Source organism: Polynucleobacter sp. MG-27-Goln-C1, assembly GCF_018881905.1.
GTDB lineage: Bacteria > Pseudomonadota > Gammaproteobacteria > Burkholderiales > Burkholderiaceae > Polynucleobacter.
In genome coordinates, this window is record NZ_JACVPM010000001.1 from 113,702 (window position 1) to 130,825 (window position 17,124).

General features: G+C 46.5%; 22 protein-coding genes. 12 read left to right on the top strand and 10 right to left on the bottom strand.

Going from position 1 to position 17,124, the window contains the following annotated elements:
- Window positions 1-19: 19 nt before the first annotated feature.
- Genes ICN14_RS00590 through ICN14_RS00600 form a run of 3 tightly spaced genes read right to left on the bottom strand, consistent with a single transcriptional unit; the run spans window position 20 to window position 3,279 of the window.
- Entirely contained in the window at window positions 20-1,192 is a 1,173-nt protein-coding gene (locus ICN14_RS00590) for a DegT/DnrJ/EryC1/StrS aminotransferase family protein (RefSeq protein WP_216224103.1), read from the bottom strand.
- A 15-nt stretch (window positions 1,193-1,207) separates the two neighbouring features.
- Entirely contained in the window at window positions 1,208-2,902 is a 1,695-nt protein-coding gene (locus ICN14_RS00595; protein ID WP_216224105.1) for a glycosyltransferase family 39 protein, read from the bottom strand.
- The gene (locus ICN14_RS00600; protein WP_216224107.1) at window positions 2,902-3,279 is read right to left on the bottom strand and encodes an MTH938/NDUFAF3 family protein; all 378 of its coding nucleotides are present in this window, start codon (window positions 3,277-3,279) and stop codon (window positions 2,902-2,904) included. Before ICN14_RS00600 ends, ICN14_RS00595 begins: the two co-directional genes overlap by 1 nt.
- Before the next feature lie 79 nt (window positions 3,280-3,358).
- Here ICN14_RS00600 and ICN14_RS00605 point away from each other — a divergent pair, with 79 nt between their 5' ends.
- Genes ICN14_RS00605 through moaE form a run of 6 tightly spaced genes read left to right on the top strand, consistent with a single transcriptional unit; the run spans window position 3,359 to window position 9,369 of the window.
- The gene (locus tag ICN14_RS00605) at window positions 3,359-4,618 is read left to right on the top strand and encodes an aminotransferase class I/II-fold pyridoxal phosphate-dependent enzyme (RefSeq protein WP_216224109.1); all 1,260 of its coding nucleotides are present in this window, start codon (window positions 3,359-3,361) and stop codon (window positions 4,616-4,618) included.
- On the top strand, window positions 4,615-5,925 hold the full coding sequence (locus tag ICN14_RS00610) for a homoserine dehydrogenase (protein ID WP_216224111.1): 1,311 nt from the start codon (window positions 4,615-4,617) through the stop codon (window positions 5,923-5,925). Before ICN14_RS00605 ends, ICN14_RS00610 begins: the two co-directional genes overlap by 4 nt.
- An 8-nt stretch (window positions 5,926-5,933) precedes the next feature.
- Window positions 5,934-7,376 carry a threonine synthase gene (gene thrC, locus ICN14_RS00615; protein WP_216224114.1) on the top strand — a complete coding sequence of 481 codons (1,443 nt, stop codon included), beginning with the start codon at window positions 5,934-5,936 and terminating at the stop codon, window positions 7,374-7,376.
- Between the two features lie 30 nt (window positions 7,377-7,406).
- Entirely contained in the window at window positions 7,407-8,633 is a 1,227-nt protein-coding gene (gene glp / locus ICN14_RS00620; RefSeq protein ID WP_216224932.1) for a gephyrin-like molybdotransferase Glp, read from the top strand.
- Window positions 8,634-8,651: 18 nt separating this feature from the next.
- Entirely contained in the window at window positions 8,652-8,909 is a 258-nt protein-coding gene (gene moaD, locus ICN14_RS00625; RefSeq protein ID WP_216224117.1) for a molybdopterin converting factor subunit 1, read from the top strand.
- A gap of 1 nt (window position 8,910) precedes the next feature.
- Entirely contained in the window at window positions 8,911-9,369 is a 459-nt protein-coding gene (gene moaE / locus ICN14_RS00630; RefSeq protein WP_216224119.1) for a molybdopterin synthase catalytic subunit MoaE, read from the top strand.
- 7 nt (window positions 9,370-9,376) lie between these two features.
- Here moaE and ICN14_RS00635 read toward each other — a convergent pair whose 3' ends face one another.
- Window positions 9,377-10,366, bottom strand: coding sequence for an NAD(P)/FAD-dependent oxidoreductase (locus tag ICN14_RS00635; protein ID WP_216224121.1), 990 nt, complete (start codon window positions 10,364-10,366; stop codon window positions 9,377-9,379).
- Window positions 10,363-10,986 carry an alpha-ketoglutarate-dependent dioxygenase AlkB gene (locus ICN14_RS00640; protein WP_216224123.1) on the bottom strand — a complete coding sequence of 208 codons (624 nt, stop codon included), beginning with the start codon at window positions 10,984-10,986 and terminating at the stop codon, window positions 10,363-10,365. Before ICN14_RS00640 ends, ICN14_RS00635 begins: the two co-directional genes overlap by 4 nt.
- A gap of 92 nt (window positions 10,987-11,078) precedes the next feature.
- Here ICN14_RS00640 and ICN14_RS00645 point away from each other — a divergent pair, with 92 nt between their 5' ends.
- Window positions 11,079-11,264, top strand: a complete 186-nt coding sequence (locus tag ICN14_RS00645) for a hypothetical protein (RefSeq protein WP_216224125.1) — start codon at window positions 11,079-11,081, stop codon at window positions 11,262-11,264.
- On the opposite strand, the gene ICN14_RS00650 is transcribed toward ICN14_RS00645, so the two are convergent.
- From ICN14_RS00650 to ICN14_RS00665, 4 genes are read right to left on the bottom strand one after another with little or no spacing between them, the layout of a single operon-like run.
- Window positions 11,236-11,568 carry a hypothetical protein gene (locus ICN14_RS00650; protein WP_216224128.1) on the bottom strand — a complete coding sequence of 111 codons (333 nt, stop codon included), beginning with the start codon at window positions 11,566-11,568 and terminating at the stop codon, window positions 11,236-11,238. The genes ICN14_RS00645 and ICN14_RS00650 overlap by 29 nt on opposite strands.
- A complete protein-coding gene (locus tag ICN14_RS00655) occupies window positions 11,565-11,969 on the bottom strand; it encodes a DUF4149 domain-containing protein (RefSeq protein ID WP_255535903.1) in 405 nt (134 codons plus the stop codon). Before ICN14_RS00655 ends, ICN14_RS00650 begins: the two co-directional genes overlap by 4 nt.
- The gene (locus tag ICN14_RS00660; RefSeq protein WP_216224133.1) at window positions 11,953-12,822 is read right to left on the bottom strand and encodes an oxygenase MpaB family protein; all 870 of its coding nucleotides are present in this window, start codon (window positions 12,820-12,822) and stop codon (window positions 11,953-11,955) included. The genes ICN14_RS00655 and ICN14_RS00660 overlap by 17 nt, the downstream gene beginning before the upstream one ends.
- A gap of 4 nt (window positions 12,823-12,826) precedes the next feature.
- Entirely contained in the window at window positions 12,827-13,474 is a 648-nt protein-coding gene (locus ICN14_RS00665) for an LON peptidase substrate-binding domain-containing protein (RefSeq protein WP_216224135.1), read from the bottom strand.
- A gap of 111 nt (window positions 13,475-13,585) precedes the next feature.
- On the opposite strand from ICN14_RS00665, the gene ICN14_RS00670 reads away from it, so the two are divergent.
- The 5 genes from ICN14_RS00670 (at window position 13,586) to ICN14_RS00690 (ending at window position 16,828) form a co-directional block, all read left to right on the top strand.
- Window positions 13,586-13,738 carry a hypothetical protein gene (locus tag ICN14_RS00670; protein WP_216224137.1) on the top strand — a complete coding sequence of 51 codons (153 nt, stop codon included), beginning with the start codon at window positions 13,586-13,588 and terminating at the stop codon, window positions 13,736-13,738.
- 46 nt (window positions 13,739-13,784) lie between these two features.
- The gene (locus ICN14_RS00675; protein WP_255535904.1) at window positions 13,785-14,198 is read left to right on the top strand and encodes a DUF2244 domain-containing protein; all 414 of its coding nucleotides are present in this window, start codon (window positions 13,785-13,787) and stop codon (window positions 14,196-14,198) included.
- Between the two features lie 99 nt (window positions 14,199-14,297).
- A complete protein-coding gene (locus ICN14_RS00680; RefSeq protein WP_216224140.1) occupies window positions 14,298-14,864 on the top strand; it encodes an Rrf2 family transcriptional regulator in 567 nt (188 codons plus the stop codon).
- A gap of 17 nt (window positions 14,865-14,881) precedes the next feature.
- A complete protein-coding gene (locus tag ICN14_RS00685) occupies window positions 14,882-15,352 on the top strand; it encodes a tetratricopeptide repeat protein (RefSeq protein ID WP_255535905.1) in 471 nt (156 codons plus the stop codon).
- Between the two features lie 12 nt (window positions 15,353-15,364).
- Complete coding sequence (locus ICN14_RS00690) at window positions 15,365-16,828, top strand: 3'-5' exonuclease family protein (RefSeq protein ID WP_216224142.1); 1,464 nt, start codon at window positions 15,365-15,367, stop codon at window positions 16,826-16,828.
- Here the strand turns inward: ICN14_RS00690 and ICN14_RS00695 are convergent.
- The gene (locus ICN14_RS00695) at window positions 16,790-17,083 is read right to left on the bottom strand and encodes a GIY-YIG nuclease family protein (protein WP_370624790.1); all 294 of its coding nucleotides are present in this window, start codon (window positions 17,081-17,083) and stop codon (window positions 16,790-16,792) included. The two genes, ICN14_RS00690 and ICN14_RS00695, sit on opposite strands and share 39 nt — an antisense overlap.
- Window positions 17,084-17,124 lie beyond the last annotated feature (41 nt).

The window sequence follows — 17,124 nt, forward strand, 5'->3', positions numbered from 1 at the left end:
CCTGATTCCGCTCTCGATACTAGTTTTTACGATGTTTCTTCAGAATTCCAGTCAAAGCACTAGCTATACGGCCAATATCTTCATCTGCCATGCCCGGAAAGAGGGGGAGGGTCAAAATGGATCGGCCAATACGCTCTGCTACTGGGGTGGCTTGAACTTGGTAACCCAGCTTTTGGTAAAGCGTAAATCCAGTAATGGTGGGGTAATGAACGCCAGTGCCTATGCCCAACTCTTTGAGCTCAGTCATCACTTGCGCACGATCTACATTCAATTGATCAAGCGGAAGTACAACTTGGAACATGTGCCAGTTGCTATCGGTGAAGTTTTCTACTGGCAACTCTAAATTGAGATTAGCTAGTCCGGCGGATTTCATTTCACTGCGAATGGCATCAAAGTACTGCCTGGCTAAAGCGGTTCTCCGCGCCTGAAAGCCTGGCAACTGTTTGAGTTGATGCAGGCCGATTACGGCATTCACATCAGTCAAATTATCTTTGCCGCCCAAGACGTCTACATCCATGCCATCCATACCTTGGCGGGTAAGTCCTTGAAGACGAAACTTCTCCGCAAGCTTTGCTTCATCCGTATTGTTGAGAACGAGGCAGCCGCCTTCAACAGTCGATAAATTTTTATTTGCCTGAAAACTAAAGCTCACGAGATCACCAATGCTGCCAATCTTTTGACCTTTCCACTGCGATCCAAATGCTTGCGCTGCATCTTCAATTACGCGCAGCTTGTATTGCTTGGCCAAGTCATAGAGTTGATCCATATTGACAGGCAGTCCAGCTAGATAGACGGGCATGATGGCGCGCGTCTTCGGTGTAATTGCTGCGGCCAGCTTGTTTAAGTCGATATTGCGGGTGATGGGATCAATATCTACAAAGACAGGCGTTGCGCCAACACTCAAAACGACATTAGAAGTGGCCACCCATGAGATCGGGGTGGTAATCACTTCATCACCAGGACCAATACCAGCAACCTGAAGAGCGATTTTCATGGTGGCAGTGCCATTGGCAAAGCAACGCACAGGACGACCACCAAAGTATTCACTCAGTGTGGCTTCAAACTCCGCCAGTTTCGGTCCTGAAGTTACCCAGCCAGAGCGTAATACCTCTGCAACTGCATCAATCGTTTCTTGATTGAAGTGTGGGCGCGTAAAAGGAATAAAAGGCAGGGAGTTTTGAGTGACTGACATGGGAGCCTTAAGAATTTATTGTGCAGAGTTAGTTGGTGATTCTGGGTGTTTAACAATGACACGCCGAGAGTCTCTTCCCACTTCTTGCATTGGGACATTGAGTTTTTGCAACTCAATAAATTGTTCCGGAACCATTAGAGCGTAAGCGGTTTGATCTTCTTTCCAGCGCTCAATAAAGGCGTCGAAGGTGGAGAGCCACAACTCAGGCTCTTGCTTCACTCCGAACTCTAGCTCATCTGGAGATTCCACCATGATCATGGTTCTGCCAAGATAGAAAGGCACCGTGTGATCGAGGATTCTGATTGAATAGAAGTTCACCTTCTCCGGAATACTCGCTTTAACTTGCTCAACTAAATCTATACCCGAGACTGCGCGACCAAGGGTTTCATGGCCTGTGCCTGCGATGATTGTGCAGAGAAAAAAGCCAGAAGCAAAACTGGTGATGCTGCTCAAGCCATTGCGCTTACTTTGGACAAATGCTAGCAGGCTAAATGAAATCAATACGATCAGCGCTGCAATGATCCAGTAAGTGTATTGCGCATAGGATTCAATTTCATCAGGCCTTGCTTGCTTGCCAACCTCGCTTAAAAAGAAAAAGCCAACGCCGCCCAAGATTGCGAAGAAGAGGGCTTGCAATCTCCAAGGCAATCCCATTGAATTGCTAAAACCCAGATTACGGTCTAAGCGATGACCAACAAGCATTGCCAATGCTGGAAAGACCGGGATGATGTAGCCAGGTAATTTCGATTGAGACATGCTGAAGAAGCCCATGATCACCGCAAACCAACAAACCAGCAACCAGCCGCTGGAGAACTCGCGGTTGCGTTCCCGCCAAGCCTGAGCAAGGGCTCCAGGGGTTTGCGCAATCCATGGCAAGAAGCCTAGCAGTAGCAGTGGAATGAAGTAATAAATTGGGCCCGTTCTACTATGCGCTGTTTGCGTAAAACGTTGCAGGTGCTCATGAATAAAAAAGAACTCTAGAAATTCTGGATTGCGTTGTGCCACCAGAACAAACCATGGTGCAGTAATTGCTAAAAATAAAATCGTGCCACTAATGATGTGTAGGCGTTTCCAAATCTTCCAGTCCCATGCAGTAATGGAATAAACAATGAAGACCATGCCGGGGATGGCAACTCCGATGACGCCTTTAGATAATGTTGCTAAGGCCATGAAGGCCCAGCAGGCCCACATCCACTTTCTAGTGTCGTTTGAGTTATGAGAAGTTTGCGCCAACAAAAGACTGCACAGTGCAGCAACTAAAAAAGCTGACAATCCCATATCTAGCGAGTTGATGTGCCCACCCATCACCCACATTGGGCTGGATGCTAAAGCGATCGCAGCCAACCAGCCTGCTCTTGCGCTGTAGACGCGTGCACCAGTAAATCCAATAAATACGATCGTCAGAAATCCAGTAAGCGCAGTCCACAAGCGCGCCTGCCAATCGCCGATGCCAAAAAGATTAAAGGCAGTAGCAGTAGCCCAAATTTGCAATGGCGGTTTTTCAAAATACTTGTAACCGTTGTAGCGTGGGGTGACCCAATCTCCGGTCACAAGCATCTCGCGAGCAATCTCGGCATAGCGGCCTTCGTCAGACGGGATGAGGTGACGGTAGTTGAGGGTGCCAAACCATAGCAAGGCATAGATCAGCACCAGAATCAAAATCGATGCTGGATTGAGGGCGCTAGACTGCCGAATTTGGCCAAACTGCATTAGGCGGCTTCCACGATGAGGGCGAGCAGAACCTGGCGACCTTCGCCAACAAGAATGTTGTATGTGCGACAAGCAGCTTGAGAATCCATTACTTCAAAGCCAATCTTGGCCTCGATAAGGGTCTTGAGTAACTCAGGCTTTGGAAAGCGCTGGCGTTTACCAGTGCCAATAATGATTAATTCAGGCTTAAGGGACGCCATTTGAGCGAAATCTGCTGGGCTTAGATCTTCAAAGGACTTGATGGCCCATTCGAGGATTTCACCGTCTGAGCTCAATAAAACCGCGTGACTGTAGGGGATCTTATTGATCTCGATGTAGCCATCGCCGTAACCGGTGATCGTATTGGCTCCGGAATGGGGGTCAGATTGAAGCTTCACATGGACTCTCTGTCATAATTATGAGGATTATAGCTAGCTGTTTTTTCCTAGATTTCAAGAACTTACCCTTTAATTTATTGTGAAACCGATCCTAAAGTCCGAAAAACTCAATCACGTCTGTTACGACATTCGTGGACCCGTGCTGGAGCTCGCTCAGCGCATGGAGGAAGAGGGTCACAAAATCATCAAATTAAACATCGGCAATGTGGGTGTTTTTGGTTTTGATCCTCCAGAAGAGATCCAGTTGGACATGATCCGCAATTTGGGTAATGCCTCAGCGTACTCCGATTCCAAAGGAATCTTTGCGGCCCGTAAAGCCATCATGCAGTATTGCCAAGAAAAAGGCATCCAGGGCGTTACCTTGGATGATATCTACACCGGCAATGGTGTTTCTGAATTAATCGTCCTGGCAATGAATGCATTGCTGAACAACGGTGATGAAGTTTTGGTACCAGCCCCTGACTATCCATTATGGACAGCTGCTGTCAGCCTATCTGGCGGTACTCCAGTTCATTACTTGTGTGATGAGTCTAAGGAGTGGGCCCCAGATCTGGCAGATTTACGTAAACGAATTACGCCGCGCACTAAAGCGATTGTGGTGATTAATCCCAACAATCCAACTGGCGCGATCTATTCCAAAGAAGTGCTGACAGAGTTAACTTCAATTGCGCGTGAGCATGGCTTGATTCTGTTTGCCGATGAGATTTACGACAAGATGTTGTATGACCAAGAGAAACATATTTCCTTGGCATCCTTATCTACCGATGTGGTCACCATCACTTTCAATGGCTTATCTAAGAACTATCGCTCTTGCGGCTACCGTGCCGGCTGGATGGTAGTTTCTGGGGATAAAGAGATGATTCGCGATTACATTGAGGGCCTCAATATGCTGTCCTCAATGCGCTTGTGCGCCAATGTGCCAGGCCAGTACGCTATTCAAACGGCATTAGGTGGTTATCAGAGCATTAATGATTTAGTGGCTGAAGGCGGTCGTTTGGCTAAGCAGCGTGATCTTGCTTGGAAGCTCATTACTGAGATTCCAGGAGTAACTTGCGTCAAGCCAAAGTCTGCTTTGTACCTATTTCCAAAACTTGATCCAGAGATGTATCCGATTGAAGATGATCAGCAATTTGTAGCCGATCTTTTGAAAGAAGAAAAAGTTTTATTGGTTCAGGGTTCTGGTTTTAACTGGGGCAAGCCAGATCATTTCCGCGTAGTGTTCTTACCTCACGAAGATGTGCTGAAAGAGGCGATTGGTCGTCTGGCACGTTTTCTAGAGCGTTATCGTCAAAAACATAGTCGTAAAGCGGCTAATTCAACAGCAACAAAGGCATCATGAAACCGATTCAAGTTGGTCTATTAGGCATTGGCACCGTAGGTGGTGGCGTATTTACTGTTCTCGAGCGCAATCAGGATGAGATTTTGCGTCGTGCGGGTCGTGGTATTCGCATCAATACTGTTGCCGATCTAAATGTAGAGCGTGCCAAAGAGTTGGTCAAGGATCACGCCCAAGTCGTGAGTGATGCGCGTGCAGTTATTAATAATCCTGAGATTGATATTGTTGTTGAATTGATCGGTGGTTACGGTATTGCTAAAGACTTGGTAATGGAGGCAATCGCTGCTGGTAAACATGTCGTGACAGCTAATAAGGCTTTGATCGCCGTACATGGCAATGAGATTTTCAAAGCTGCCCATGAAAAAGGTGTGATGGTTGCGTTTGAAGCGGCTGTTGCTGGCGGTATCCCAATCATCAAAGCGCTTCGTGAAGGTTTGACTGCAAACCGCATCGAGTGGATCGCTGGCATTATCAACGGCACAACCAATTTCATTCTGTCTGAGATGCGCGACAAAGGTTTGGACTTTGCGACCGTATTAAAAGAAGCGCAGCGTTTAGGTTACGCAGAAGCGGATCCTACATTTGATATTGAGGGTGTAGATGCTGCGCATAAAGCAACGATCATGAGTGCGATTGCATTTGGTATCCCAATGCAATTTGAGAAAGCCCACGTTGAGGGTATTACGAAGCTAGATGCCATCGATATTAAATACGCCGAGCAGTTAGGCTATCGCATTAAGTTGCTAGGTATTGCTAAGAAGACAACAACTGGTGTTGAGTTGCGCGTGCACCCAACATTGATTCCAACCAAGCGTCTCATTGCCAACGTAGAAGGCGCCATGAATGCCGTTCAGGTATTTGGTGACGCTGTAGGCACGACGCTTTACTACGGTAAGGGCGCAGGCTCAGAGCCAACCGCCTCTGCTGTGATTGCTGACTTAGTGGACATCACGCGTTTATTGGGCGCAAGCCCTGAGAATCGTGTTCCTTATTTAGCATTCCAGCCTGATGCAGTGCGCGATATCACCGTGCTGCCAATGGGCGAGATCACTACAAGTTATTACCTACGTTTGCGCGTAGCAGATCAAGCTGGTGTATTGGCCGATATCACGAAGATTTTGGCGGCTCACGGCATTTCGATTGATGCGCTCTTGCAAAAAGAAGCAGACGAAGGTGAGAGCCAAACGGATTTAGTAGCGCTAACTCACGAGACCAAAGAAAAGCACATGCTGGCCGCAATTCAGGAAATTCAGAATCTGAAAACTGTTGCCGGTGAAGTAGTGAAGATCCGTTTAGAAAATCTGTCCTAATACAAATCATGCGTTACCAATCTACTCGGGGCAATAGCCCACAACAATCCTTTCTAGAAATCTTGCTCGGCGGATTGGCGCCAGATGGCGGCTTATATCTGCCTACTGAGTACCCGCAAGTTACTAAAGAGCAGTTAGATTCTTGGCGTGGATTGTCTTATGCCGATCTAGCTTATGAGGTTTTGAGCCTCTATTGCGACGATATTCCTGAGGTAGATTTACGTGCCTTATTGCGCAAGACCTATACAGAACAGGTCTATTGCAATGGTCGCGCTGAAGATAACGCTAAAGACATTACTCCATTGCATTGGCTGGGCGAAGAGCAGGGTACTCGTATCGGCTTATTGAGCCTGTCCAACGGACCAACATTGGCATTCAAAGATATGGCGATGCAGTTGCTCGGCAATCTCTTTGAATACGCGCTAAAGAAAAAAGGTCAGAAGCTCAATATTTTGGGTGCGACATCTGGCGACACTGGTAGTGCTGCTGAATATGCCATGCGCGGCAAAGAAGGTGTGAAAGTATTTATGCTTTCACCACGCGGCAAGATGAGCTCTTTCCAATCCGCACAGATGTATTCCTTGCAAGACCCGAATATTTTTAACTTGGCGGTTGCTGGTGTATTTGATGACTGCCAAGATATTGTCAAAGCAGTCAGCAATGACCATGCCTTTAAAGCAAACAACCAAATCGGTACTGTGAACTCAATTAACTGGGGCCGTGTAGTTGCCCAAGTGGTTTACTACTTCCAAGGTTATTTACTCGCGACAAAATCAAGCTCAGAAAAAGTCTCTTTCACCGTACCATCTGGCAACTTTGGCAATATCTGCGCCGGCCATATTGCCCGCATGATGGGTTTGCCAATTGCGCACTTGATCGCCGCTACCAATGAGAACGATGTTCTCGATGAGTTCTTTAGAACCGGTGTTTACCGTGCGCGTAAGTCTGCAGAGACTTTGCATACCTCTAGCCCGTCCATGGATATTTCGAAGGCAAGTAATTTTGAGCGCTTTGTATTTGATCTCATGGGCAAAGACGGCAAGGTCACTGCTGAAATGTTTAAGCGGGTGGATGAAGCCGGTGGCTTTGACATTTCCAAAGATGCCGTCTTTAAAGAAATTACTCAGTATGGATTCCAGTCTGGTCGCAGCACTCATGAAAACCGCCTTGAGACGATCCGCAACATCGACTCAGAGTATGGCGTGATGATTGATACGCATACAGCCGATGGTGTAAAGGTTGCCCGTGAGCATTTGCAAGCAGGTGTTCCCATGATTGTTCTGGAAACTGCCTTGCCAATTAAGTTTGAAGAAACGATTGAAGTTGCATTGGGTCGTCCTGCAGAGTGCCCAGCAGCATTCAAAGATATCAAGTCAAAGCCCCAGCTCGTTGAAAATATCGATGCTGATGTCAATCAAGTGAAAAACTTCATTACTGCCCACGTCAATTAACTCAGAAAAACTACTATGACTAAGCCTCCGATGTTGACTGCTCAGCAGGCTTTAGATCACCTGCTGTCAAATGCAAAAACTGTAGGTGAGAGTGAGGTAGTCACTATGCAGGCTGCGCTCGGCCGTGTGCTTGCGGAAAACGTGAATAGCTTGGTGGACGTACCTCCACTCGATAACACCTCAATGGATGGTTATGCGGTACGCACTGCGGATACCCAAACTCCCGGAAGTACCCTCAAGATTGCACAGCGTATTCCGGCGGGATCAATGGGTACCCAATTGGAGCCAGGCACTGTTGCCAGAATCTTTACAGGCGCACCAGTGCCTCCGGGTGCTGATGCGGTTGTCATGCAAGAAGATTGCGCTATTCCAGAGGGATCAACCGATCAAGTGCAGGTCAATATTGCGCCAACATCAGGCCAGTGGATTCGTCGAAGAGGCGAGGATCTGACTGCAGGAAAAGTAGCTCTGACGGCAGGTACTTTTCTGCGCCCACAAGAACTAGGTGTTGCAGCATCTGCTGGTCTTACGCATTTAAATGTGAAACGCAAAGTCAGGGTTGCAGCATTTTTCACTGGCGATGAGCTTTCTCTTCCAGGTGAACCACTCAAACCAGGCGGCATCTACAATTCCAATCGCGATACTTTATTAGCGTGTATTAAATCTTTGGGATGTGATGCCACAGACTTTGGCATCGTTCCCGATAGCCTTGAATCCACTAAAGAAACGCTTCGCAAGGCTAGCAAAGATCATGATTTGATTATTACCTCTGGCGGCGTATCGGTTGGTGAAGAGGATCATATCAAGCCAGCGGTGACCGCTGAGGGTAGATTAGATCTCTGGCAAATTGCGATTAAGCCTGGCAAGCCTCTGGCTTTTGGTGCTGTACTCAAGTCAAGTGAGATCAAGGATGGGGAAACTTGGTTTATTGGACTCCCCGGCAATCCAGTTTCTAGCTTTGTGACATTCCTCCTGTTTGTACGACCCTTTATTCTGAAGTTACAAGGGCGAGATGCAGGGATGCCACAGTCTTATCCAATGCGAGCTGACTTTGATTGGCTCAAGGGTGATCGTCGCAATGAGTTTCTGCGCGTCAAGATCAATTCGCAGGGCGGTTTAGATCTATTCCCCAACCAAAGCTCTGGAGTGCTTACAAGCGCTTCATGGGGTGATGGCTTAGTGGATTGTCCGCCGGGACAGGCAATTAAGGCAGGCGATATGGTGAAGTACATTCCATTTAATGCGCTCCTCGCTTAACCGTATTACGATTCCCTTATGAAACTCGAATTACGATTCTTTGCCTCCTTAAGAGAGGGTCTTGGACTTTCTGGTGAAAGCATCACTACGCCGCCCGAGGTAAAGACCATTGCTGACTTAAGGACCCACCTTGCTCAACGAGGGAGTCCTTGGGCTGAAGTATTAGCAAGCAGTAAAGTAATTCGCTGCGCTTTAAATCAAGAGATGGTGGGTGACTCGACTCCGTTGGTAGAGGGTGCTGAGGTGGCTTTCTTTCCTCCGGTTACTGGCGGCTAAGATGCAAAATGATTTCATCCGCATTCAAGAGGCAGACTTCGATCTCACGACTGAAGTGAAAATGCTTCGCAAGAATGATCCTCGCGTTGGTGCAGTAGTGACTTTTGTTGGTACTGTTCGGGATATGAATGATGGCAGTCAGGTCAAGGGTATGACGCTGGAACACTATCCAGGCATGACAGAAAAGTCCCTAGATGAAATCATCCAGCAAGCTAGAGGCCGCTGGGATCTGTATAAAACAGTGGTCATTCATCGAGTGGGACCACTTCTACCTGAGGATCAAATTGTTTTGGTGGCGGTTACTAGCGCTCACCGAGGTGAAGCTTTTGCAGCTTGTGAGTTCATCATGGACTACTTAAAAACAGCGGCACCCTTTTGGAAAAAAGAAGAAACTCCGGAGGGTGGTAAATGGGTTGATGCCCGCGTGACTGACGATGCTGCAATGGCGCGTTGGAAATAATTTAGCGCTACATCTCTTTTAGTGCTACAGCCAGCTCGAGACCGCTCAACCAAGCACCTTCGACTCTGCCGCCATTAAGCCAGTCTCCACAAAGTCCTAAGCCGATATCCGGTAGCGAAAGAAAGCCAATTGAATTTTCTAGGCCGCCGCTTGCATAGCGCCAGCGGTGCATGCTGGTTTCTGCATCCTGACAGTTAAAACCAAGACTTGTTAGACATTGCAACATCTGGCCTTGAGCCTCCTCTTTGCTTAGCTCAACATTATCTTGGCTCCAGGTTGGGCTGCCATGGATGGTCCACGTAGCTCCCTGTCGCATTGGCTTAGATCCATTTTGGCAAATCCAGCTAATGATTTCTTGGTTGATAAACGCTGCATCAAAGTCTGATGGTGTCTGATTGGGAAAATTTGCCATCATTGTCCAGCAGGCCTTCATGTGCGCTGAGTGAGTGATATCAAAAGCTCTAGTATCAAGGTCTTTAACTAAGGCGCTTGCTTGAGGAGCGGGTATAGCTAATACGACAAAATCATAGGACGCAGTGATTTCACCAATCTCATTGCTCTGAAGATGCCACTGATCAGCTCTCCGATCTAATTTTGAGATAGTGACCCCATATTGAATGGATAGTTTTTCCGTGAGATGCTTTCCTATCGAGTTCATATTGGGGGTGCCAACATAGCGGATTTCTTGTGAGCTGCTTTCGCGCCATGCCTTAGCCTCATACACCTTGATTTTGGGTTTCCAAATTCTGGCAATCCCAGCCTGTATCCAGCTTTTCACTTCCTGAATAAAACGAGGATCTCTGGCGGTAAAGTATTGAGCTCCATGGTCTGCTGACCAATCATCGCTACGACGTGTACTCATTCGCCCACTAGGGCCGCGGCTCTTCTCAAAGACATCAACCAATATGCCCTGTGACTGTAGCTCGCGCGCGCAGGAGAGGCCAGCAATTCCTGCACCAATAACCGCTACCTTGTTGATTGCTTTACTAGTATTCATATCCTAGGAAGTATTTTGCGAAAGGTGAGATTGATTCTTGGGTCTATGACAGCCTTCGTTTTAAGAAGACTGTGATGCCAGTGCTCTTGAATGGGTGGATGCATGATGAGGAGGCTGCCATGCTCCAGAAATACTGAAGTGGTAGTTTTATCCTGCTTGTGGCGAAATGCAAACTTACGTCGAGCACCTAAGCTAATTGATGCGATAGGGGTCGTACTATCTAGCTCCTTCTCATTATCACTATGCCAGCCCATGCCTTCAGCACCAGCGTGATACAGATTGAGTAAGCAAGAGTTATAGGTTGAGCCAGTCACTTGTTCAAGCTGAGCCTTTATTTTCAGCAACTCATTGGTCCAGTTCTGTGGAGTTTTTTGAATTCCAGAATAGGTGTACAGGCATTCTGGATCGCCTACCCAGGCAACTTTTCTTGCGGTTGTAAGCAGTTTCCCAAACATCTGGATTTGGTCCAATTCCCAGGCAAGCGATCCCAATAGAGTCTTAAATAAGCTATCAGAAGCATCTGCATCGAAAAAGTTGTTGATATATTCGGCCCGCCCATCTTTTTCCAATACAACTATTGGTTCGGATGAATTCAAGTGTTCGAATAGGGTGTTTTGCATACTTAATTAATCTAGATGAGGCGCGTACGTGATTAAGGTAAAAACTCTAAAATAGACCTCATTATGAATTGTTCAAAGCGAATGGGTTAATTATGAAAGCACCAGATAAACGTTGCTGTGGCTCAGGTGTTTGCATCATTAATGATGCAGGTGAGTGTTGGTGTGGCCAGGTGTGGGATGGCGAAAAAATGAGTGCACCACCGCTACTATCGGCAAAGAATCAGCCTGCTGACCCTAGCTCTGAAAACTCTAAACCCGAATCCCAGGACCCTCTTTGAGGCAGGCTTTACTGGCTGACTGTTCTGCTGCCTTTAGCCAAGCAGGGCGACCTTCGCTTTGATTGAGTTCTTTTATTTGCGCTGGACTGAGATTCGTCATTAGCTGGCGCGTGGCGCATTCGCAGTACTCGGCAAAAGAATCGGCTGAGATCTCTTTTAGCTTCGTATGTAATTGGACTTGCTGTTTCATGCACGCGTCTTTGTAATTCTGAGTGAACCTCCTCTGATTGACTACTTGAGCCTGCGCAGATAGGGCTGTCACTGTGAATAAGCCAGCAATAATGAACTTATTAGATGGCTTCATAGTGATTTAGTCAGTAAGTAAATAAAAATGCAGAGTTGAGCGATATTGATAAGTACGCTTAAGCCATGCAGCATGTGGAACTGTTTATTTTTACCCTCGTCTTTTGCGGCATTGATTTTTCCTGTGAGAAAAAATAGGGTGAAGGCGAACAAAATTGCGCAGGCTATGAGATAAAGCCTACCAGTAGGATCCTGTTCGGTAAATATGGATACCAAAGTAACAAGCCCAAGGCTGGCATAGTATTTTGGGAAAAAGTTCCGAACATATTTACTAGACCATTCAACGGGGAGCACCTTAAAGACTGTAGGTGCTACTACGACAGTAAAGAACAGCATGATTCCCACCATGCCGGAAATAAGATAATTGGTAATCATGCTTGCCTTTTCATTTAGTTGATCCATAAACCCTGCGGAGGGAGTGAGCAGCTACGCCATCTTTTAGCGCTTCTCTAACTGGTATTGCCATCATTCGAATAGCAGAAGTCATTGCAAGGCGCTCTAGTCGACTCGGTTCTGGTCGATTAATGATGGGGTATACCCAATTTGGTAGGTTCAAAAATCCTGCGCGACTGATCATTTTTACAAAAGGCTTCGCGCTGAGACTGCTTGGAAAATTGTCTAGCATTTCAATAATGCTTTTAGCTCTATCACCGTAGTGAAGTTGGGGGGTATATTGTTTGATCGCATGCTCAGTAGTGGCATAGGTGTCTGGAAGATCAATGGCTCCTAATTTCTCTCCGAGTATTTTCATTTCTGCGAAATACTGGTCTTTTTCTTGCGCACGAAGAGATTCACTTCGATATGACTCATAAGAGCGCATAAAGCTACGGGTTTCTGTTAAGTGAACCCACGCGAGTAGCTCGGGATCATCCGCTCTGTAGGGTTGATTAAACTCATCAAATCCGGTGACCTTTTGATGGATCTGGTTAACGCGATTGATAGCGCTATTTGCCATTTCATTAGAGCCGTAGGTAGTTGCTGCAATGAAGAATGCAGTTCTTCCTAACCTTCCCTTGAGGTCCTCCCTGAAGCTAGAGTGGTCCCATACTCCGGCAAGCGCCTTTGGGTGAAGGGCTTGCAGCACTAATGAGCTGATGCCACCGATCATCATGGAAATAAAATCTGCATGCACCTTCCATGCTATTGACTCCGGACCGAACAAGCCTCTGTCCCCAGCTGGCTCCAGAAATGCGACGGGTGGACCCCCGCCGCCTACCATTGCACGAATTGACCGACGAATTAGCTCATCAATCATGCTACTAATGAATCACGATATTGCGTAGACCATCATCCTCAATAATCTCGGAAATTAAATCGAGCCGTATTCTGGGATTGCTTTGGGCAAGCAAATGATTCTTCTGGGCTAGGGGTAGCGGCAGGAGTTCTGCCAATCTATTGGAAACCCATCCGCAATCATCGAGATTTTCTGGGATTTTGAATGCATCCTCCCCAAGTAAATCTTCGGTTTTGATGATGGCAATAATTTCCTGAAGAATTGCGGCTACTTTTTCATGTTCTTTTGGTAATGGTATTTCAGGGTCAGCATCAATCAGCTCAACCTGACCCATCCACAAGCCATCGGATTCTTGTTTGATGTGTAAGAGATGAAAGCGCTGCGTTCCATAGGACTTGGTCATGTAAAGAGCGGGCTGAATCGGATCAAATTCCTCCAATTTCGCTAGGGTGCCAATGTTTGAAAAGTTAGCGAGGGCGTCTGCATCTGAATCAAGCGGATTGTTTTCAAGAATGCTCACAACGCCAAAAGGCGAATTTTCGCGTAAGCAACGCTTCATCATATCCAGGTAGCGCGCCTCAAAAATTTTGAGAGCGATCACACCCCCGGGAAATAGGGTGGTGCCGAGGGGGAAAAGGGGTATCCAGTTGGCTGTTGCAGAAGGTTTTGTCATGCATTCAATTTAAAGGATTTGCGTTTAGTTTGCTGAGCGCCCGAATTGGCACCATGTTCAGCAGTAATCCTGGATTTCAGCCAAAATGATGGTGTTCACAGGAGAGTAAAAATGATTCAAAAACTACGAGTTAAGCTCGCACGCTGGATTCTTGGCAAACATTGCCCTTGCTATCAAATGGGTTATCACACTATGGTTGATTTTCAGCAGCGCAGCGCTGATCAGCTTGAAAAAGCCAAACAAGCCAAGGCAGTTAATAACTAGGCCGTTAAATTCAGTAAATCCGTATCCCATGATGAAAACCTGGAAGATGAGACGAAATTGCGCGCTGACCCCGGGTCAGTTGCTCAAGTTCTACATTGCCTTGGTTTGCCTTTCGCTAACTGTAGCCACTGGTTTTCTATTGGCTGGCGTAAAAATTATCCTCATCTTCACGGCCATTGAGTTGACCGCTGTCACTGCCGGTTTCTTGATTTACTGCCGACATGCCTTAGATTTTGAGGAGATTGAAATTAGCGGAACCCGCTTAATTGTGAGGAAATTTATCGCCTACAAAGAGACGGTAATTGAATTTAATACTCGCTGGGTCAGACTATCTCGACCAGCAGAGCATGACAAAGTATTTTTTATTGAACAGACAGGGCAGAGCGTTGAGCTTGGTCAGTTTCTTAGACGTGAGCAATTTAAGCGCCTCCTTGCCGAGCTGAGACCGTATTTGGGTTGATTGCAACCATGGGTTCATCAGGGTTAAAGCTTGGAGTCCTGCAGAAATAAGCATTTAACTTGATACTCAATTCAATTCAACATATTTGCTAAATTAATCATGAACGTCAATACAGCAGTTAAGGCCGCCCTAAATACTTTGGTTGACATTGCATCCAATTCAAACAGCGTTCAACCCATCACTGGATTGGAGCTGGCACAACGCCAAAAATTATCAATTAGCAGAATTGAGCTTTTACTCAGCGCTTTGCGTGCCGCAGGAATTGTCAAAGGGACCAAGGGTCGCAATGGTGGGTACACGCTCCTGCAAGATCCCCGAATGGTCACCATTAAAGATGTAGTGCTAGCTATGAACTACATCAAAAAGCGCAAGGTTGAGGCTTGTGACATTGCAAGCGAGCTCTATCAATCCCTAGAGACTTATATGCTCGGTTGCATGGCTAATATGAACCTCTCCGATGCTATTAAAGATTATGTCCCGCGATTTAGCGAGGCTAAAACCGCACCAGAGCGCCAGACTTTTTCTTACCCAGAATTGAAGGTGCATAAGCCATCTAAGGGCGAGGTTCAGAGAGTAATTAAAGTGCCGTTTAAGAAGGTGGAAGATGTTCCTTTGGGACCAAACTCTATTTTTAGTTTCGGTGATTACCTACACAAAGCGGGATAACAATCAGGATCTTGACAATGCAGACAATCAAATGGAATTTTGCTAGCAAATTCTTTTTATCCCTTGTGCTTGCAATGGCACCATGGGTGGTTTCAGTTGCCGCTGATAGTACTCCAGCTAAATCTGATCCAGTTTGGCTAACGGATGCCCGCGCCAGCATTAAAGCGAATAATTACGATCAAGCATTAAAGCAATTGCAGTCAGCAAACGAAGTCAGCTCGGCAGACTGGAACAATCTCATGGGATACAGTCTTCGTAAAAAGCAGCCACCAGACTTAGCGTTATCTGAAAAGTATTACCAGGCGGCACTCAAGATCGACCCAAGTCATCGGGCTGCTTTGGAGTACTACGGTGAATTGCTTTTGATGAAAAAGGATTTGCCTGGAGCTGAGGCTATGCTGGCAAGACTCGATAAGGCTTGTTTATTTAGTTGTGAAGAGTACAGAGACCTCAAAGCGAGTATTGCGAAGTATCAAGGTAAAAAGTAATTCTTTCCCCCGATGTCAACGAGTGACCTTGAGTATCCCCCGTTAGCATTTGTTGATATCGAGACAACGGGCTCAAATTTTGAGCGCGATCGCATTACTGAGGTGGGTATCAAATCCCTGATTCATGATCAAGTAGAGACTTGGGAAAGCCTCATCAATCCCCAAACATTTATTCCTCAAAACATACAAGCCTTGACTGGTATCCGTCCGGACATGGTGAGCAAGCAGCCTCCCTTTGAGGGTCTTGTAACAGAAATCGCCCGAGAGCTCGAGGGAAAGATTTTTGTAGCCCATAACGCTCGATTTGATTATGGTTTCTTGAAGGCCTCTTTTAAGCGAGCGGGCATCGATTTCAAGCCTAAAGTGCTGTGCACTGTAAAGCTATCTAGATTGCTATTTCCTGAGCAGGCTAGACACAACCTAGACACCATCATCAGCGCTCATAAGTTAAAAATTAGCTCTCGGCATCGTGCGCTTGGTGACGCGGATTTATTGCTCCAGTTTTGGCGAGTATGCGAAGCAAAGTTGGGGCGTGAGGCGCTTCTCAAAGCCATGAACCAACTCATTGGAAATCCGAGCTTGCCGCCCAATATCGATAAAGCTTTGGTGGACTCTATTCCAGAGAAGCCAGGCTGCTATATTTTTTATGGTGAGAATCAGGTTCCGATTTATATCGGCAAGAGTATTTCTTTGCGAAGCAGGGTGATGGGGCATTTTCAGGGAGCGCTCACCCAGCGCAAGGAAATGAAGCTCTCAATGCAGATCAGAGACATTGATTGGATTGAGACTAGTGGAGAGCTAGGCGCACTGATTTTAGAATCTCGGCTCATTAAAGAGCGCATGCCCAGCATGAACATTAAATTACGTCGCTCAAAAGATCTCTGTGCCTGGAGATTAGAACTCGATGAGGATGGCGTTCTTACTCCGCACCTAGTCGGTCATCGTGAATTAGATCCTCGAGTTCAAGAAAACTTGTTTGGTTTGTTCTATAGAAAAAGAGAGGCCAATACTTACCTTAAGGCAATAGCTAAAAAATATCGACTCTGTGAGGCGCTGCTGGGCTTAGAGAAGCGCATTGAAGGTAAAGCTTGCTTTGGTTATCAGGTAAAGCAATGCGGAGGGGCTTGCATTGGTGGCTCCCCTGTAGAGTTGCACAATCTTCAACTCAAGACTGCCTTGGAGTTATTTCAGGTTCAGGTATGGCCTTATGCAGGGCCTATTGCAATTAAAGAAGCTGGTCATATGCACGTAGTAGATCAATGGCGTTATCTTGGTACTGCGATCAACGAGGAAGAGCTCTATGAATTAGCAGACTCGGGTGAGGCTGAGTTTGACCTAGATATTTACAAGATCCTGAAAAAAGCACTGGCCGGAAGCTTTAAGAGCCAGGTGATTCCCTTGGCAGTCAAAGAGGCTGTGCAAACAGCATCCAAAAGGCTAGGTTTTAAAAAAGCCCAACTTTTCAGATCTAGGTAATTTCTTCAGCCTAGCCTCTGCCTTGGAGGCTTCAGATCGATCAGGGTGCTCTTGGGTGGCCAAAAGGATTACTGGTCTGCGAGCCCTCGTATACCGAGCACCATCCCCTGAATTATGGGCTGCCAAGCGATGTTCTAGGCGGTTCGTAATGCCAGCGTAATAGCTGCCATCAGAGCACTCTAAGAGGTAAACAAGCCAGGTCAAAATAGGGATAAATTCGCTTAAAAAGAGGTCTAACAGACTTGAAATTATCAAGAATGCCCCTATATTCTATAGATAGAAATGTATAAAAATAG

Bases quoted from the DNA above. Each gene is read 5' to 3' on its own strand.
- ICN14_RS00590 (WP_216224103.1), bottom strand. From the start codon at position 1,192: ATGTCAGTCACTCAAAACTCCCTGCCTTTTATTCCTTTTACGCGCCCA.
- ICN14_RS00595 (WP_216224105.1), bottom strand. From the start codon at position 2,902: ATGCAGTTTGGCCAAATTCGGCAGTCTAGCGCCCTCAATCCAGCATCG.
- ICN14_RS00610 (WP_216224111.1), top strand. From the start codon at position 4,615: ATGAAACCGATTCAAGTTGGTCTATTAGGCATTGGCACCGTAGGTGGT.
- thrC (WP_216224114.1), top strand. From the start codon at position 5,934: ATGCGTTACCAATCTACTCGGGGCAATAGCCCACAACAATCCTTTCTA.
- glp (WP_216224932.1), top strand. From the start codon at position 7,407: ATGTTGACTGCTCAGCAGGCTTTAGATCACCTGCTGTCAAATGCAAAA.
- moaD (WP_216224117.1), top strand. From the start codon at position 8,652: ATGAAACTCGAATTACGATTCTTTGCCTCCTTAAGAGAGGGTCTTGGA.
- moaE (WP_216224119.1), top strand. From the start codon at position 8,911: ATGCAAAATGATTTCATCCGCATTCAAGAGGCAGACTTCGATCTCACG.
- ICN14_RS00635 (WP_216224121.1), bottom strand. From the start codon at position 10,366: ATGAATACTAGTAAAGCAATCAACAAGGTAGCGGTTATTGGTGCAGGA.
- ICN14_RS00640 (WP_216224123.1), bottom strand. From the start codon at position 10,986: ATGCAAAACACCCTATTCGAACACTTGAATTCATCCGAACCAATAGTT.
- ICN14_RS00645 (WP_216224125.1), top strand. From the start codon at position 11,079: ATGAAAGCACCAGATAAACGTTGCTGTGGCTCAGGTGTTTGCATCATT.
- ICN14_RS00650 (WP_216224128.1), bottom strand. From the start codon at position 11,568: ATGAAGCCATCTAATAAGTTCATTATTGCTGGCTTATTCACAGTGACA.
- ICN14_RS00655 (WP_255535903.1), bottom strand. From the start codon at position 11,969: ATGGATCAACTAAATGAAAAGGCAAGCATGATTACCAATTATCTTATT.
- ICN14_RS00660 (WP_216224133.1), bottom strand. From the start codon at position 12,822: ATGATTGATGAGCTAATTCGTCGGTCAATTCGTGCAATGGTAGGCGGC.
- ICN14_RS00665 (WP_216224135.1), bottom strand. From the start codon at position 13,474: ATGACAAAACCTTCTGCAACAGCCAACTGGATACCCCTTTTCCCCCTC.
- ICN14_RS00670 (WP_216224137.1), top strand. From the start codon at position 13,586: ATGATTCAAAAACTACGAGTTAAGCTCGCACGCTGGATTCTTGGCAAA.
- ICN14_RS00675 (WP_255535904.1), top strand. From the start codon at position 13,785: ATGAGACGAAATTGCGCGCTGACCCCGGGTCAGTTGCTCAAGTTCTAC.
- ICN14_RS00680 (WP_216224140.1), top strand. From the start codon at position 14,298: ATGAACGTCAATACAGCAGTTAAGGCCGCCCTAAATACTTTGGTTGAC.
- ICN14_RS00685 (WP_255535905.1), top strand. From the start codon at position 14,882: ATGCAGACAATCAAATGGAATTTTGCTAGCAAATTCTTTTTATCCCTT.
- ICN14_RS00690 (WP_216224142.1), top strand. From the start codon at position 15,365: ATGTCAACGAGTGACCTTGAGTATCCCCCGTTAGCATTTGTTGATATC.